At 71.7% G+C, this 14,574-nt stretch carries 12 protein-coding genes; 9 read left to right on the top strand and 3 right to left on the bottom strand.

Annotated elements, in window-relative coordinates:
• Window positions 1-561 precede the first annotated feature (561 nt).
• The gene (locus tag AC4OXY_RS39390) at window positions 562-1,458 is read right to left on the bottom strand and encodes a helix-turn-helix domain-containing protein (RefSeq protein ID WP_491992110.1); all 897 of its coding nucleotides are present in this window, start codon (window positions 1,456-1,458) and stop codon (window positions 562-564) included.
• 357 nt (window positions 1,459-1,815) lie between these two features.
• Between AC4OXY_RS39390 and AC4OXY_RS39385 the strand changes: the two genes are divergently transcribed.
• The 4 genes from AC4OXY_RS39385 to AC4OXY_RS39370 all read left to right on the top strand — a co-directional run bounded on the left by AC4OXY_RS39385 (window position 1,816) and on the right by AC4OXY_RS39370 (window position 4,978).
• Window positions 1,816-2,208: a hypothetical protein gene (locus tag AC4OXY_RS39385; RefSeq protein ID WP_491992109.1), complete on the top strand. Its 393-nt coding sequence runs from the start codon at window positions 1,816-1,818 to the stop codon at window positions 2,206-2,208.
• A gap of 57 nt (window positions 2,209-2,265) precedes the next feature.
• A complete protein-coding gene (locus AC4OXY_RS39380; RefSeq protein ID WP_491992108.1) occupies window positions 2,266-3,027 on the top strand; it encodes a nuclear transport factor 2 family protein in 762 nt (253 codons plus the stop codon).
• A gap of 146 nt (window positions 3,028-3,173) precedes the next feature.
• Window positions 3,174-4,109, top strand: coding sequence for a protein-ADP-ribose hydrolase (locus AC4OXY_RS39375; protein WP_491992107.1), 936 nt, complete (start codon window positions 3,174-3,176; stop codon window positions 4,107-4,109).
• A complete protein-coding gene (locus AC4OXY_RS39370) occupies window positions 4,106-4,978 on the top strand; it encodes an SIR2 family NAD-dependent protein deacylase (RefSeq protein WP_491992106.1) in 873 nt (290 codons plus the stop codon). The genes AC4OXY_RS39375 and AC4OXY_RS39370 overlap by 4 nt, the downstream gene beginning before the upstream one ends.
• 286 nt (window positions 4,979-5,264) lie before the next feature.
• Here the strand turns inward: AC4OXY_RS39370 and AC4OXY_RS39365 are convergent, their stop codons facing one another.
• Entirely contained in the window at window positions 5,265-6,236 is a 972-nt protein-coding gene (locus tag AC4OXY_RS39365; RefSeq protein WP_491992105.1) for an alpha/beta hydrolase, read from the bottom strand.
• Between the two features lie 433 nt (window positions 6,237-6,669).
• Here AC4OXY_RS39365 and AC4OXY_RS39360 point away from each other — a divergent pair, with 433 nt between their 5' ends.
• From AC4OXY_RS39360 to AC4OXY_RS39340, 5 genes are all read left to right on the top strand, one after another.
• Entirely contained in the window at window positions 6,670-8,541 is a 1,872-nt protein-coding gene (locus AC4OXY_RS39360) for an amidohydrolase (RefSeq protein WP_491994710.1), read from the top strand.
• Window positions 8,542-8,669: 128 nt separating this feature from the next.
• Window positions 8,670-9,332 (top strand): hydrolase, encoded by a 663-nt coding sequence (locus AC4OXY_RS39355; RefSeq protein WP_491992104.1) that lies wholly within the window; start codon window positions 8,670-8,672, stop codon window positions 9,330-9,332.
• A gap of 49 nt (window positions 9,333-9,381) precedes the next feature.
• Window positions 9,382-9,906, top strand: a complete 525-nt coding sequence (locus AC4OXY_RS39350) for a DoxX family protein (RefSeq protein WP_491992103.1) — start codon at window positions 9,382-9,384, stop codon at window positions 9,904-9,906.
• On the top strand, window positions 9,887-10,624 hold the full coding sequence (locus AC4OXY_RS39345; RefSeq protein ID WP_491992102.1) for a YoaK family protein: 738 nt from the start codon (window positions 9,887-9,889) through the stop codon (window positions 10,622-10,624). Before AC4OXY_RS39350 ends, AC4OXY_RS39345 begins: the two co-directional genes overlap by 20 nt.
• A 141-nt stretch (window positions 10,625-10,765) precedes the next feature.
• Window positions 10,766-12,424 (top strand): MFS transporter, encoded by a 1,659-nt coding sequence (locus AC4OXY_RS39340; RefSeq protein WP_491992101.1) that lies wholly within the window; start codon window positions 10,766-10,768, stop codon window positions 12,422-12,424.
• A 401-nt stretch (window positions 12,425-12,825) separates the two neighbouring features.
• On the opposite strand, the gene AC4OXY_RS39335 is transcribed toward AC4OXY_RS39340, so the two are convergent.
• The gene (locus AC4OXY_RS39335; protein ID WP_491992100.1) at window positions 12,826-14,568 is read right to left on the bottom strand and encodes a pyruvate dehydrogenase; all 1,743 of its coding nucleotides are present in this window, start codon (window positions 14,566-14,568) and stop codon (window positions 12,826-12,828) included.
• Window positions 14,569-14,574 lie beyond the last annotated feature (6 nt).

The raw sequence follows: 14,574 nt of genomic DNA, 5'->3' as shown, positions 1-14,574 counted from the left end.
GGCTTGTCCCTCAGCCGGCCGCGAGTGGCCTGGACTCCAGGGCGCCCAGCAGCGCGTCCGCCTGGACGGAGGGAAGGCGGGAGACGCGAACGGCAGATGGGGCTCTGCCCGTACACCGTCGTGGCGGACACCGGAGCTGTGCCGCAACAGGGCGGAAGGACCGCCGAGTTCACCGGACTGCCCCGAGCGCGTGGCCGACCGACCGGCCCGCGACATCACCGACCTGGTGGCCACCCTCGTCACCGGCGGGCCGCCAGTGACGTGGCGGACCCGGTCGGGTGCCGATACGCCCCCGGTACCGGGCCGCGGCGGGTGTCGCCGGCGAACAGGGTGGTCTGGCCAGGGGGCTTCTTGTAGAGGTACGAGGAAAGGCGCCTGAACCGGGCTTCTGCCCGTCAGGCGCATTGCGTCGGGCTCACTCACAGGTGAGCCCGGGTTGCACTTCAACTCCCAGTTCTCTCATCGCCATCCCCTTCTGACCAGCTCATCTGGACCCGTCACGGACCAGGACTCGTCTTCAGCCAGCAGGGCGCCGCATTTCCGCTGGACGGCTGCCGGATTTCACTTCGTGGGGTGGCCGCGGACCGTGTCGCGGAAGGCGATCGGGGTCTGTCCGGTGCGCTGGTGGAAGTACTTGCTGAAGTGGGTCGCGCTGGAGAAGCCGAGCTGGCCGGCGATGCGGGCGGCGGTCCGGTCGCTGTGGGCCAGGAGGCGCTTGGCTTCGAGGACGACGCGACGGTCGATGAACTCCTTGGCGCCGAGGCCGGCGGTGGCGAGGGTGGCGCGGGAGAGGGTGCGGGCCGAGTAGCCGAGCGCCTCGGCGTAGTCCTCGACCCGGCGGGTGCGGGTGAAGTCCTTCTCCACGGCGTCACGGAACCGCAGATAGCTGGCGGCGGGCTCGGGTACGGGACTGCCGACGGGTTCGGTGAGGTGGGCCAGGCGCAGGACGAGGACGGCCAGCAGGTGGCGCAGGGCCGCGGTGTGGACCTCCAGGGGCAGGCGTCCCAGTGCGTGGAACTCGGCGGTGAGGTGGTCGGTGGCCAGCCTCAGGGCCGTCACGTCGTCGGGAAGGGGGCGGCGCAGGATCGGGGCGTGCGGATCCTCCAGGCGGGCGCCGTCGGTGGTGGCCGGGTCGAGGAAGTCCTGGCGGAACAGGATCAGGGTGCCTTCGGCGTGGGTGAGATCTCCCCACTGCTGGACCTGGCCGGGGCGTACCCAGAGCCATGAGCCGGGGTCGAGGGCGTAGGCGGTGAAGTCGACCGTGTGCCACAGGGTTCCGCCGGTGAGGGTGAGCAGGTGGTGGAAGTCCGGGCGCTGGGGAGCCGTGAGCCGCCCGGCGGGCATGCGCCGGCTCAGGTCCGCAAGGGGCAGCACTTCGACGCCCGCGGGGGTCCCGGCGGGAGCGGCGAAGGAGATCTTCGGGATGCCGCGAGCGGCATCGTGTCGCTTTCTGACCATCGTGAGTCGTCAGCGTATCTGATTCATCCTGTCCACCGCCCCTAATTTGGAGATGCCAGCTCGTCCGGCAACGACACGATGTCGGAAACCAACAAGGAGGAAGAGAGGAGGAGCGTGATGCCTTCGGCGGAGCGAGCCTCGCTGACGTACGCCTTCGACGCGTACTGCCCCTCGTGCTACGGCTTCGGCCCGGCCCTGCGGCCTTCGCCGAGGACAACGCACACCGCGTCCGGCTCGGTGTCCTGTCAGCCGGCCTCTACACCGGTGCCCGGGTACGGCCGGTGGCGGCCTACCCGCACCTGCCGGCCGCGCGGGACCGTATCGCGCGGTTGACCGGTGTCGTCTTCGGCTCGGGCCATGAGCGCGCGCTGTCGCGGGGGACGACCGTACTGGACTCGGGTCGCCGCGGCGGCGGGACTGTCCGCGCTGCGCGACCAGCCGGGCATCAGCGAACTCGATGCGGCCGAAACCGTGCAACGAGCGTGGTGCGTCGACGACCGCGGCCTGTCCGACGCCGCGGTCTACCGGGACATAGCCGATGAACTCGGCGGGGACGCGTACGCCGTGGCCGCGGCGTACGCGTCCCCGGCCGACACGGTGAAGGCCCGCGCGCCGACTTCCGTGGACTGCGCCGCCTGCGCGCCACCTCCTGCCCGACGCTGCTGCTGCACACCGCGCAGGGCGCCGACCAGATGGGCGGTGCGGCTTCCACGGCCGCTTCCCTCGCCACCGCACTCGACCAGCGTCTGACGACGACCATTCCCAAACCCTTCCCCATGACCTGACCTCGCAAGGAGAGGATCCGTCATGAGCAACGCCAAGAACACCGTCCTGTCCGCCGCCGGCGAGCTGTTCGGCCGGAAGGACCCGAGCGCGGTGGACCGCTGGGTCGCCGCCGACTACCGCCAGCACAGCTCACTGGCCGCCGACGGCCCCGAGGCCCTGCGTCAGCTGGCAGCCGGGCTGCCGGAGGGCTTCCGTTACGAGGGAGCCCGGGTGATCGCCGACGGCGACCTGGTGGCCCTGCACGGCACGTACCACGGCTTCGGCCCCGCCCCGCTGGTCGCCTTCGACATCTTCCGCGTCGACGCCGACGGCAAGCTCGCCGAGCACTGGGACGCCCTGACCCCGGTGGTCGAGGACACCGCTTCCGGCCACTCGCAGACCGACGGTCCCGCCGAGGTCACCTCGCCGGAGACGACCGAGGCCAACCGCGCCCTGGTCGCCGACTTCGCACAGAAGGTCCTCGTCGGTGCCGACTACTCGGTGCTCACGGACTACATCTCGACCGAGACCTACCACCAGCACAACCCGGAGGCCGCCGACGGCCTGGCCGCTTTCGGGGCCGCCGCCGCGAAGTGGGCCGAGCAGGGCAAGAACCTCCTCTACAAGACCGTCCACAAGGTCATAGCCGAGGGCGAGTTCGTCCTGCTCCAGTCCGAGGGCGAGTTCGGTGTCCCAGTGGCGTACTACGACCTCTTCCGCGTGGCCGACGGCAGGATCGTCGAGCACGGGGACGTCATCGCTCCGATCCCGGCCGAACTCCCCCACGGCAACGGCCTGTTCTGACGCCCGGAGCCGGCGGACGGCGGCCTCGCCGCCGAACTCCACACCAAATCCCCCCGAACCCGTCCGAACGTACGTACGCGCCGTCGCGCCTGCCCGGCAACGCCGGGTAGCCGTGGCGGCGCGTCCCGCACCGCCCGGAGACTCCCGTGCACACCACCGCACTGCCGCTCGACGCCTACGGCACCGCCATCGCCCTGGACGAACCCTTCCTGCCCGGTGTCCGGCACGCCGCGGCCACCCGGCCCGCCGAACAGGTCCGCGAGGCACTCGACCTGCTGGGCGACGACCCGATGGCCGTGCGGGCCGGTTGGCGACCCGGCATGGCGGACCGGCTCGACGATGCCGCCGCCCGGCGGCTGCTGCGCACCGTGCTGACCGTCCGGGAGCCGGACCCACTGCCCGCTGGAACCGCCGAGGCCCTGGACGCGCTCCTGGCCGGTGAACGCCTGGCGCGCGACACCACCGACGCGGCCTCGCTCCCCACCGTCCGCGACACGTTTCCCGGCACCACGTATCCGGCCGCCGACCGTACGGCGCTGTGGCAGGGCGACATCACCGCCCTCGGAGCGGACGCCGTCGTCAATGCCGCCAACAGTGCCCTGCTCGGCTGCTTCGCCCCGATGCACCCGTGCGTCGACAACGCCATCCACGCCGCGGCCGGACCCCGACTGCGCGCCGACTGTCACACGATCATGTCCCTGCAAGGTCACCCGGAGCCGACCGGCACCGCCAAGATCACCCGGGGCTACCACCTGCCCGCCCGCTACGTCCTGCACACCGTCGGGCCGATCGTCGACGGCCCGCTGCTCCCGCAGCACCGGCAAGCTCTGGCGGCCTCGTACCGCGCCTGTCTCGATCTCGCCGCCGAGGTGGACGGCCTGCGCACCGTCGCGTTCTGCGGCATCAGCACCGGCATCTTCGGCTACCCCAGGACTCCGGCCGCCCGCACCGCCCTGGACACCGTGGCCGACTGGCTCGACCGCCGCCCCGCACGCCTCGACCGCGTGATCTTCAACGTGTACGCGGACGACGACCGCGCCGCCTACGTTCGTGCACTGACCGAAGGGACCCAGCCTCGATGAACCACCCCGCCTTCGACCTGCAAGGCGCCGTCGGCACGCTGCGCGGCTGGCTCGCCGAGGCCGACCGCGTACTGATCACGGCCGGGGCCGGACTCAGCGCCGCCGCCGGATACGACTACGGCGACGAAATCCGCTTCCGCGAGCTCTTCCCCGCCCTGCACGGCCTCGGCCTGCGCTCCCGCTACCTCGTCGGCGTACCCCTGCCGCCCGAGCTGCTGTGGGGCTACTGGGCCGTCCACATCGACGACATCCGCTTCTCACCTGCTCCGAACCCTCTCTACCAGCGGCTGCGCGCACTGATCGGCGACAAGGACCACTGGGTGATGACGTCCAACGTGGACGGCCTCTTCGCCCGAGGCGGCTTCGCTCCCGACCGGATCTTCACCCCGCAGGGCGACTACGGCCGCTACCAGTGCACCACCCCCTGCACCCCCGCCGTCTGGGACAGCGAGCCGCTCGTCGCACGGCTCCTCGCCGCGTACGACCCGGCCACCGGAGCCGTCACCGACCCCGGCGCCCTGCCCCGCTGCCCGAACTGCGGGGGCAAGGTCGAGATCAACGTCCGCGTCGGCCCCGAGTTCGTCGACGCCCCCTATCTCCCCGCGTACCACGGCCTCCAGGACTGGCTGGGCGCGACTCCCTCCGGCACCCGTCTGCTCATCCTGGAGTTCGGCGCCGGATTCAACACCCCGGGCGTGGTCCGATGGCCCGGCGAACACCTCACCCGCCGCTTCCCTCAAGCACGCCTGGTGCGGATCAACCCCGCCCATCCCGAAACGCCCGCCGACCTCGCCGACCGGGCTCTGCCCGTGCCTGTCGACGCCCAGCACCTGCTCGACGCACTCACCGCCTCGCTCCCCGGCGCCTGAGCCTGCGGTGGCACACCGAGCGAGCTGTGGTGGAACACAGCGCCTTCCAGGACCCGCTGCACCACTCCCTTGAGCAGGCCGTTCTCCCCGACCGAGTGGAGGGCGCTCCCGTCTTCGCCCTGGCCGACCCGCGCCGACGGATCCGGCGCGACCCGGGCACCGCCTCCCGCCAGGGCGTCGTCAACGCCGACCTGGGCCGGGGGACTCGGCCGCGGGCTGCTCAGCATCGCCGAACAGCCCGCTTTCGTCATCTGGCCCCCCGCGCCGCGCGCGGCGTGCCCCTGACTCAGGCCGTGTGCAGGGCCGCGTGCAGCGTGCGCACTGCCATGGTGATGGCGGCCTCGGCCGCGTGGGTCCCACGCAGTGCGTTGAGCATCACGAAGTCGTGGATGATGCCCTGGAAACGGACCGCGGTGACGGGCACGCCCGCCTCGCGCAGCTTGTTGGCGTAGGCCTCGCCCTCGTCGCGCAGCACGTCCGCCTCGCCGGTGATGACCAGCGCCGGCGGCAGGTCCCTCAGCTGCTCGGTCGTGGCGCGCAGCGGGGAGGCGGTGATCTGGGCCCGCTCGGTCTCGTCGGTCGTGTACTGGTCCCAGAACCACTGCATTCCGTCGCGGCGCAGGAAGTAGCCGGTGGCGAACTGGTGGTACGACGGGGTGTCGAAGTTCGCGTCCGTGACCGGGTAGAACAGCACCTGCTGGACCAGCGGGATGCCGCCGCGCTCCTTGGCCATGAGCGTCAGCGCGGCCGTCATGTTGCCGCCGACCGAGTCGCCGGCCACCGCCAGCCGCGTACCGTCCAGCTCCTTGGTCGCGCCCTGCTCCACGACCCACTTCGCGACGGCGAAGTTCTGCTCGATGGCCACGGGGTAGCGGGCCTCGGGCGACAGGTCGTACTCGGGGAACACGACCGCGGCGTTCGCGCCGACGGCGAGTTCGCTCACCAGGCGGTCGTGGGTGTGGGCGTTCCCGAAGACCCAGCCCGCACCGTGGATGTAGAGGATCACCGGCAGGGTGCCCTCGGCGCCCGCGGGGCGGACGATGCGGGCTCGGACGGTGCCGGTCGGACCGCCGGAGACCGTGATCCACTCCTCGTCGACCGCCGGCTTGTCGATCTCGCCGGACTGCACCTCGTCGACCGCCTTGCGGCCCTCCGCCGGGGCCAGGTCGAAGAGGTACGGCGGGTTGGCGGTCGCCTGGGCGAACTCGGCTGCTGCGGGTTCCAGCACCGGGTCGACCGGCGCGAAGGCGTCAGACATGCGCGTCTCCTGAGTTTTCGTATGGGTACTGCGGTCGTTTCCGGGAGTCGATCCGGATCGTCGTGCTGGGCACTCCGGTGCCGCTGCACCGCACGGTAGACGCCGTGCCTGCGCGGTGATTGTCCGCAGGCGCACGTCCGATGTCCCCACAGCGCACGACGGCGCCGAGGGGACAATCGCCTGACCAGCGATCCCGTGCACCGCATCGCGCCGCGCATCCCGTGCGCTGTGTGCAATGTTCCAGTGCGCTGGCAGGACACACGCCGGCGTCCATCGCGCCTAGCGTGACGGCGCGGCGGTCATGGTTCGCCCATGCATGCGACGGATTCGACAGCGAGCGGCCGACCGTCACCGCACATCCCGTCCGTCGCGTTCGCACACGGCGGACATCGAAGTCGCTCATCCCGGAAGGGGTCCTGCACACGTGTCTCCAATGCCGGTAGGCGGACTGGTTCCCCAGGCCACCGACGATGCCGCAGAACTCGTCGTCCGCAACGCGAGAATCCATACGGGAGACCCGGACCACCCGCGGGCCGAGGCGCTCGCCGTCAAGAACGGCGTCATCACGGTCGTCGGCGCCGACAAGGACGTGGCTCCGCACGTCGGTGCCGCCACGAAGGTGGTGGACGCGCTCGGCCGGCGGATGATCCCCGGGCTCAACGACGCCCATCTGCATGTCATCCGCGGCGGGCTCAACTACGTACTGGAACTGCGCTGGGATGGTATCCGCACGCTGCGCCAGGGCCTGGACATGCTGCGGGAACAGGCTGCGCGCACGCCCAAGGGCCAGTGGGTTCGGGTGGTGGGAGGCTGGTCGGCCGAGCAGTTCACCGAACGACGGCTGCCGACCGTCGCGGAACTGAACGCCGCCGCTCCCGACACCCCGGTGTTCGTCTTGCACCTGTACCAGTCCGCGGTCCTCAACCGGGCGGCGGTGAAGGCGGCCGGATTCGACAAGGACACACCCGATCCCCGGGGCGGACAGATCGTCCGCGGCCGGGACGGGGAACCGACGGGCATGCTGCTCGCGGCGCCCGGCGCCCTCATCCTGTACTCGACCCTGGCCAAGGCGCCGGTTCTGGGGGAGGCGGACCAGAAGGTCTCGACCCGGCATTTCCTGCGCGAGCTGAACCGGTTCGGACTGACCTCGGCGATCGACGCCGCGGGCGGGTTCCAGAACTTCCCCGACAACTACAGCACCGTCATCGAGCTGGCGAAGGCCGGCCAGTTGTCGCTGCGCATCGCGTATCACCTCTTCCCGCAGACCGCGGGCCAGGAGATAGCCGACCTCACCCGCTGGGTCGACATGGTCCGTCCCGAGGACGGGGACGCGTGGCTGCGGCTCAACGGCGCGGGTGAGAATCTCACCTGGGCGGCGGCGGACTTCGAGAACTTCAACCAGCCGCGCCCGGAACTCGGGGACTACGAAGGGGAATTCGAGAAGGCCGTCCGTCTCCTCATGGAGCACGGCTGGGGATTCCGGCTGCACGCCACCTACGACGAGACCATCCGCCGGGACCTCGCGGTCTTCGAGAAGCTCGCCGCCGAGGGGCTCTTCCCGGCCGGGAACCGGTGGTTGTTCGATCACGCCGAGACCGTGACCCCGGAGAGCCTCGACCGCGTCGCCGCGCTCGGCGGTGCCATGTCCGTCCAGAACCGGCTGTCGTTCCAGGGCGAGGCGTTCCTGCGCCGCTACGGCCCGGGCAGGGCCGCCGACGCCCCGCCCCTCCAGGAGATGCTGCGGCGCGGGCTGACCGTTGCCGCCGGCACGGACGCCACCCGGGTGTCCACCTACAACCCTTGGGTGGCCCTGCACTGGCTGGTGAGCGGCCGCAGCGTCGGCGACCTGGTGCTCCGGCCGCCGGCCAACCGGGTCGACCGGGAGACGGCTCTGCGGATGTTCACCCGGGCCGGTGCCGAGCTGACCGGAGAGCAGGATGTCAAGGGCGTTCTGCGGCCGGGGTGTTACGCGGACCTCGCGGTGCTGTCCGAGGACTACTTCACCGTCCCCGAGCCGGAGATCGCGCACATCGAGTCGCTGCTCACGGTTACCGGCGGCCGGATCGTCTACGCCGCCGGCGAGTACGAGGGTCTCGACGAGGAACTGCCGTCCGTGAGCCCCGGCTGGAGCCCGGTCGCGCACTTCGGCGGCTACCAGTCCCGGCCGCACCGCGCGGGCGTGCGCCAGGCGGAGACCCTCGGGGAGGCTGTCGCCGAGTCGGAGCAGCACCGCGAGTGGCGCGTGCGGCGCGGTCTGTTCCCGGACGCCGCCGGCACGCCCTTCGATCCCTGCTTCGCCCTCTAGCACGCCCGGAAGGGGCCGGGCCACGAGCCGCCCCTTCCGGGACACCACTCGACGAACCGCCCACCGGGCGGCCTCCTGCCCGGCGCGGACGCCTGTCCGCGCCGATATCGATGGAAAGGAACTTTCACATGACCGACATCGCCGAGGTCACCGCGTCCCCCAGCCCCGACCTGCTGACGCCCGACAACTGTGCGGTCCTGTTCGTGGACCACCAGCCGCAGATGTTCTTCGGCACGGGCAGCGGTGACCGCACCGCGATCATCAACTCCACCCTGGGCCTGGCCAAGGCCGCCAAGGTGTTCGATGTGCCGGTGGTGCTGAGCACCGTGGCCGCCGAGTCCTTCTCCGGCCCGATCCTGCCGCAGCTGGCGGACGTCTTCCCCGACCACGAGGTCATCGACCGGACCACGATGAACGCCTGGGAGGACGCCGCGTTCGTCGAGGCCGTCAAGGCGACCGGCCGCAGAAAGCTCGTCATAGCCGGTCTGTGGACCGAGGTCTGCGTCGTCCTGCCCACGCTGTCCGCCCTCGCCCAGGGCTACGAGGTCTACGTGGTCACCGACGCGTCCGGGGGCGTCAGCCCGCAGGCGCACGAGCATGCCGTGCAGCGCGTGATCCAGGCCGGTGCCGTCCCGGTCACCTGGGTGCAGGTCCTGCTGGAGTTCCAGCGTGACTGGGCCCGTACCGAGACGTATGTGCCGGTGACGGAGGTCGTCAAGCAGCACGGCGGTGCCTACGGCCTCGGTCTGGTCTACGCGCAGGCCGTGATCGGCGCCCACGCCGCCGGCTGATCCCACCGCGTCAGCGAGAGAAGTGAAGCTCAGGAACAGGTAGGAAGAGATGGATGCTGGACTGCTGGTCCTCCGGCTGGTGGCGGGACTCCTCGTCGCCGGTCACGGAGTGCAGAAGGTGAGCTATCGGCTGGGGGGCCACGGCTTGGCGGGCGGTACCGAGGAGTTCCGTCACGACGGGTTCCGCGGCGGCCGGCTGACGGCGGTCGTCGCGGGGGCCAGTCAGATCGGGGCCGGCCTGTTCCTGACCGCCGGGCTGCTCACGCCCTTGGCCGCGATGGCGGCCATGGGCGTGATGACGGTCGCGGGCACCGTCAAGTGGCCCAAGGGCCTCTGGGTACAGAACGACGGCTACGAGTACCCGATGGTCCTCGTCGTCATCTCCGCGGCGCTGTCCCTCACCGGGCCCGGCCTGTGGTCCCTCGACCACGTGCTGGGAATCACCCCGTGGCCGCTGTGGATCGTCCTCGCCGCGATCGTGATCGGCCCCGCCAGCGGGCTGCTGACCCGCCTGGTTCTGCACCGTGTGCCCACCACGCCGGAGAGGACGCCTCATGCGCAGGCTGCTGACTGACGCGGCGCACACCCTGGTGCCGCCCAGGGACGACCGCCACGGCCCGCTGCCTCCCCTGATGCTGACGCTGACCGTGGTCACCGGCCTGGTGGACGCGGTCAGCTATCTGGCTCTCGGGCACGTCTTCGTCGCCAACATGACCGGCAACGTGGTGTTCCTCGGATTCGCGCTGGCGGGCGCCCCGAACCTGTCCGCGCTCGCCTCCGTCGTCGCGCTGGTGGTGTTCCTCCTCGGCGCGCTGGCCGGCGGCAGGCTGGGGACCCGGTTCGCCGCGCACCGCGGGCATCTGCTGCGGACGGCCACCGCCGCGCAGACAGTTCTGGTCGCCGTCACCGTCGCCGTCACGGCGGTCACCGACGGCCGGGTCACCACCGGGGTCCAGTACACGCTGATCGTGTGTCTCGGGCTCGCCATGGGTCTGCAGAACGCGGTCGCCCGGCGTCTGGGCGTACCCGACCTCACCACGACCGTACTGACGCTCACCCTCACGGGGCTGGCCGCGGACTCCACCCCGGCGGGCGGCGCGGCGCCGAGGCCGGGACGCCGGATCCTGTCGGTGCTGGCCATGCTGCTCGGCGCGTTCGTCGGCGCCGAACTCCTCCTGCACGGTCATCTCGTGCTCACGCTGGGCCTCGCCCTGCTGCTCCTGGCACTCATCACGGTGGTGACGCACCGGCTGGCCGGCACAGACGCCGTCTGGATCCGGCCACCGTCCTGAGCAACCGGCGCCTTGAAGGCCCCGGAGCGAAGTCACTGCGCTCCGGGGCCGCATCCCATGCGCTCCCGGCAAAGAACCTGCCGCCGACGGGCGCTACGGTCACCACCTTCCATGCCCGCCCCGCACCCGGTCTGGACAACCATGAGCAACGCACCGTCGTCATCAGCACCCGTAGAGACCGACTCCCCGTGGGCGCAGCTCGCGGCGCGTCTCTTCCGGGCGCTGTGGATCGCCCAGTTGGTCTCCAACATCGGCAGCTGGATGCAGACGGTGGGGGCCCAATGGCTCCTGGTCGGGCACGGCGCCGCACTGGTGACGCTCGTGCAGACCGCCTCCAGCCTTCCCGTCGTACTGCTGGCCCTGCCCTCCGGGGTGGTCGCCGACCGCTTCGACCGCCGTTCGGTGCTGCTGACCGCGCAGTTCGCGATGCTCGCGGTGTCCGGTGCGCTGGCCGTGCTGGCGTTCACGGACGCCCTGTCGGCGACGGTGCTGCTCGTCCTCACCTTCCTGCTGGGGTGCGGTACGGCGCTGATGGGCCCGGCCTGGCAGGCGATCCAGCCGGAGCTGGTGGAGCGCCGGCGGCTCGGTCAGGCGGCGGCCCTGGGCGCGGTGAACATGAATCTGGCCCGCGCCGTGGGTCCGGCGCTGGGCGGGGTATTGGTAGCGGCGGCCGGCGCGGGTTGGGTCTTCGCCTTCAACGCGGCCTCGTACCTGGGCATCGCGGCCGTCCTCCTGGTGTGGCGGCGCCCGCCGACGGCCGCCCCCGCCGCGGGGGGCGAAGGGCTGCTGGCCGCCCTGTACGCCGGGCGCCGCTACGTGTGGAACGCGCCCGGCGTGCGCCGGGTCCTGCTGCGTACGCTCCTGTTCATCCCCGGCGGCTCGGCGCTGTGGGCACTGCTGCCCCTGACCGCGAGCCGCTCCCTGAGCCTCGGCTCGGGCGGATACGGGCTGCTGCTGGGGGCAGTGGGCGTGGGAGCGGTGGCGGGGGCCTTTGCGCTGCCCCGCGCGCGCCGCGCGCTGGGGGCCAACGGCACGCTCGCGGCGGGCGCCGTGGTGTTCGCCGGGGTGCTCGCGGTCTTGGCGACGGTCCGTACGCCGTGGCTGGTCGCGGTCGCTCTGCTGCCCGGGGGTCTCGCCTGGATCGCCGTGCTGTCCACGCTGAACGCGGCCGTGCAGACCCGGCTGCCGGGCTGGGTCAGGGCCCGGGGCCTCGCTGTCTACCTCCTGGTCTTCCAGGGCGGCCAGGCGCTGGCGGCGCCCCTGTGGGGGGCGCTGTCCGACTGGCTGGGGCTCAGCGGATGTCTGCTGATCGCCGGCGCCGTGATGCTGCTCAGCGCCGCCAGCGTGCGCCGGTGGCCGCTGCACGACTCCGAGGGGATCAACCCCTCGCTGTCCGACCACTGGCCCGCCCCGCCTCTGGTGTTCGAGCCGGGAGAGGCCGACGGCCCGGTCCTGGTCTCCGTCGTCTACCGGATCCCCGCGGACAACCGCGCCGAGTTCACGGACCGCATGCACCACGTGGCCCGGTCCAGGCGCCGTACCGGGGCCCTCACCTGGGGCCTCTACCAGGACGGCAGCGACCCGGAACGCTTCGTCGAAACCTATCTGATCTCCTCCTGGGCCGAGCACCTCGCCCAGCACCATGTCCGGCTGACGGCCACCGACCGCCGCCACGAGGAGCGGGCTCGTGAGCTGCTCACGCCCGGAACCCTCCCCGAGGTGACCCACGCCTTCGACACCACCTCCGGACCCGCGGTACCGCAACGGCCCGACGCCGCGGCGCCGCGCCCCGGCGCCTGAGGCCACCGCTTGGCGGGCGCTGCCCGGGCACGGGGAAGTCCGGCGAACGTCGGCGGATCATGGGGCAGTTGAGCCCGGCCCGAGCTGACGGAGGCGCTCGGGACGGCAGCACGGGTGCCCCGTGCGATCCGTACGACGGCTCCGTCGTGCACGGCCGCGGGTTACCCGGGGGCCGGCGCGTCGATCCCCAGGTGGGCACGTACGTCCGGGGCGACGCCGGCCACGACCGGCCCCGGCCGCAGGGACAAGGTCCGCGTGTGCGGTCCAGGGCACGGGCCGACGACGAGCCGGGGTCACGGGAAACGGTCTTCCCGGCCGCGACCGCAGCACGACCGGGAGGCCCTGCCCTGAGGACCTCCGAGATCCGGTCCGGTTCTCGGTCCCCGCGCCCCCACGCGCACTCAGGGCCGGGGAATGTTGCGCAGGTTGGCCCGGGCGAGGTGGACCATGCGGCCGACACCTCCGCTCAGGACCGTACGGCTCGCGGACAGCGCGAAGCCGCTGAGCTGCTCGGTGGTGATCTTCGGGGGGACGGCCAGCGCGGTGGGGTCGGTGACGACGTCGACCAGCGCGGGCCCGTCATGGGCGAACGCCTCGCGCAGCGCGCCCCTTACGTCGGCGGGCTTCTCCACCCGGATGCCGAGCGCCCCGGCAGCCGTGGCGATGGCGGCATAGTCCGTGTGCGGGTAGGCCGTACCGTACGGGGGCAGGCCGTCGACCATCATCTCCAGGTCGACCATGCCGAGGGAGGAGTTGTCGAAGACGACCACCTTCACCGGCAGTCCGTACTGGACGAGGGTGAGGAAGTCGCCCATCAGCATGGAGAAGCCGCCGTCGCCGGAGAGGGAGACGACCTGTCGGCCGCGGTCCAAGAACTGCGCGCCGATGGCCTGGGGCAGCGCGTTGGCCATCGAGCCGTGCACGAAGGACCCGAGGATGCGGCGGCGGCCGTTGGGCGTGAGGTAGCGCGCCGCCCACACACAGCACATGCCGGTGTCCACGGTGAACACCGCGTCGTCGGAGGCCTCTTCGTCGAGCACCGAGGCCACGTACTCGGGGTGGATCGGGGTGTGCCGCTCGACGTTGCGGGTGTAGGCGTTCACGGCGCCTTCGAGGGCGTGCGTGTGCCGCTCCAGCATGCGGTCGAGGAAGCGGCGGGAGGCCTTCTCCCGCACCGCGGGCGTCAGGCACCGCAGCGTCTCGTGTACGTCGCCCCAGACGGCCAGGTCGAGTCCGGTGCGCCGCCCGAGCCGCTCGGGCTGCACGTCCACCTGCACGGTCCGCACATGGCGGGGCAGGAACTCGGTGTACGGGAAGTCGGTGCCGAGCAGGATCAGCAGGTCGCACTCATGCATGGCCTCGTACGCGGATCCGTAGCCGAGCAGTCCGGACATGCCGACGTCGTACGGGTTGTCGTACTGGATGTGCTCCTTGCCGCGCAGGGCGTGGCCGACCGGTGCCTTGACCTTCTCGGCGAAGGCCATGACCTCCGCATGGGCGCCCTCGACGCCCCGGCCGCAGAACACCATGACCCGCTCGGCGGCGTCCACGAGTTCGGTGAGCCGGTCGAGTTCCTGGACACCGGGGCGGATGGCGGGCAGGTCGAGGGGCGTGGCGAGTTCGGGTGCCGCGTCCGGGGAGTCCTCGGCGGCGGTGTCACCGGACAGGGCCACCACGGAGACACCGCGCCGTCCGATGGCGTGCTGGATCGCCGTCTGCACCACGCGCGGCATCTGGCGGGGCGAGGAGATCAGCTCGGAGTAGTGGCTGCACTCGGCGAACAGCCGGTCGGGGTGGGTCTCCTGGAAGTAGCCGGTGCCGATCTCACCGCTGGGTATGTGTGCGGCCAGCGCGAGGACCGGCGCCATCGAACGGTGGGCGTCGTACAGGCCGTTGATCAGGTGCAGGTTGCCGGGGCCGCAGGAGCCCGCGCAGGCGGCCAGCCGACCGGTGAGCTGGGCTTCCGCGCCGGCGGCGAACGCCGCGACCTCCTCGTGGCGGACCTGGATCCACTCGACGTCGTGGTGGCGTCGTACCGCGTCGACGACGGGGTTGAGGCTGTCCCCGACCACTCCGTACATACGGCGCACGCCCGCGCGCGCCATGAGGTCGACGTACTGTTCGGCGATGGTCTGCTTGGCCATGGCTCT

Source organism: Streptomyces sp. HUAS MG56 (genome assembly GCF_058673395.1).
The sequence above is the reverse complement of the archived record's forward strand: the minus strand, read 5'-3'. Positions and strand labels throughout refer to the sequence as shown.

Excerpts from the sequence above, each read along its gene's own strand:
- AC4OXY_RS39390 (WP_491992110.1), bottom strand. The coding sequence starts at position 1,458 with ATGGTCAGAAAGCGACACGATGCCGCTCGCGGCATCCCGAAGATCTCC.
- AC4OXY_RS39385 (WP_491992109.1), top strand. The coding sequence starts at position 1,816 with ATGAGCGCGCGCTGTCGCGGGGGACGACCGTACTGGACTCGGGTCGCC.
- AC4OXY_RS39380 (WP_491992108.1), top strand. The coding sequence starts at position 2,266 with ATGAGCAACGCCAAGAACACCGTCCTGTCCGCCGCCGGCGAGCTGTTC.
- AC4OXY_RS39370 (WP_491992106.1), top strand. The coding sequence starts at position 4,106 with ATGAACCACCCCGCCTTCGACCTGCAAGGCGCCGTCGGCACGCTGCGC.
- AC4OXY_RS39365 (WP_491992105.1), bottom strand. The coding sequence starts at position 6,236 with ATGTCTGACGCCTTCGCGCCGGTCGACCCGGTGCTGGAACCCGCAGCA.
- AC4OXY_RS39360 (WP_491994710.1), top strand. The coding sequence starts at position 6,670 with ATGCCGGTAGGCGGACTGGTTCCCCAGGCCACCGACGATGCCGCAGAA.
- AC4OXY_RS39355 (WP_491992104.1), top strand. The coding sequence starts at position 8,670 with ATGACCGACATCGCCGAGGTCACCGCGTCCCCCAGCCCCGACCTGCTG.
- AC4OXY_RS39350 (WP_491992103.1), top strand. The coding sequence starts at position 9,382 with ATGGATGCTGGACTGCTGGTCCTCCGGCTGGTGGCGGGACTCCTCGTC.
- AC4OXY_RS39345 (WP_491992102.1), top strand. The coding sequence starts at position 9,887 with ATGCGCAGGCTGCTGACTGACGCGGCGCACACCCTGGTGCCGCCCAGG.
- AC4OXY_RS39340 (WP_491992101.1), top strand. The coding sequence starts at position 10,766 with ATGAGCAACGCACCGTCGTCATCAGCACCCGTAGAGACCGACTCCCCG.
- AC4OXY_RS39335 (WP_491992100.1), bottom strand. The coding sequence starts at position 14,568 with ATGGCCAAGCAGACCATCGCCGAACAGTACGTCGACCTCATGGCGCGC.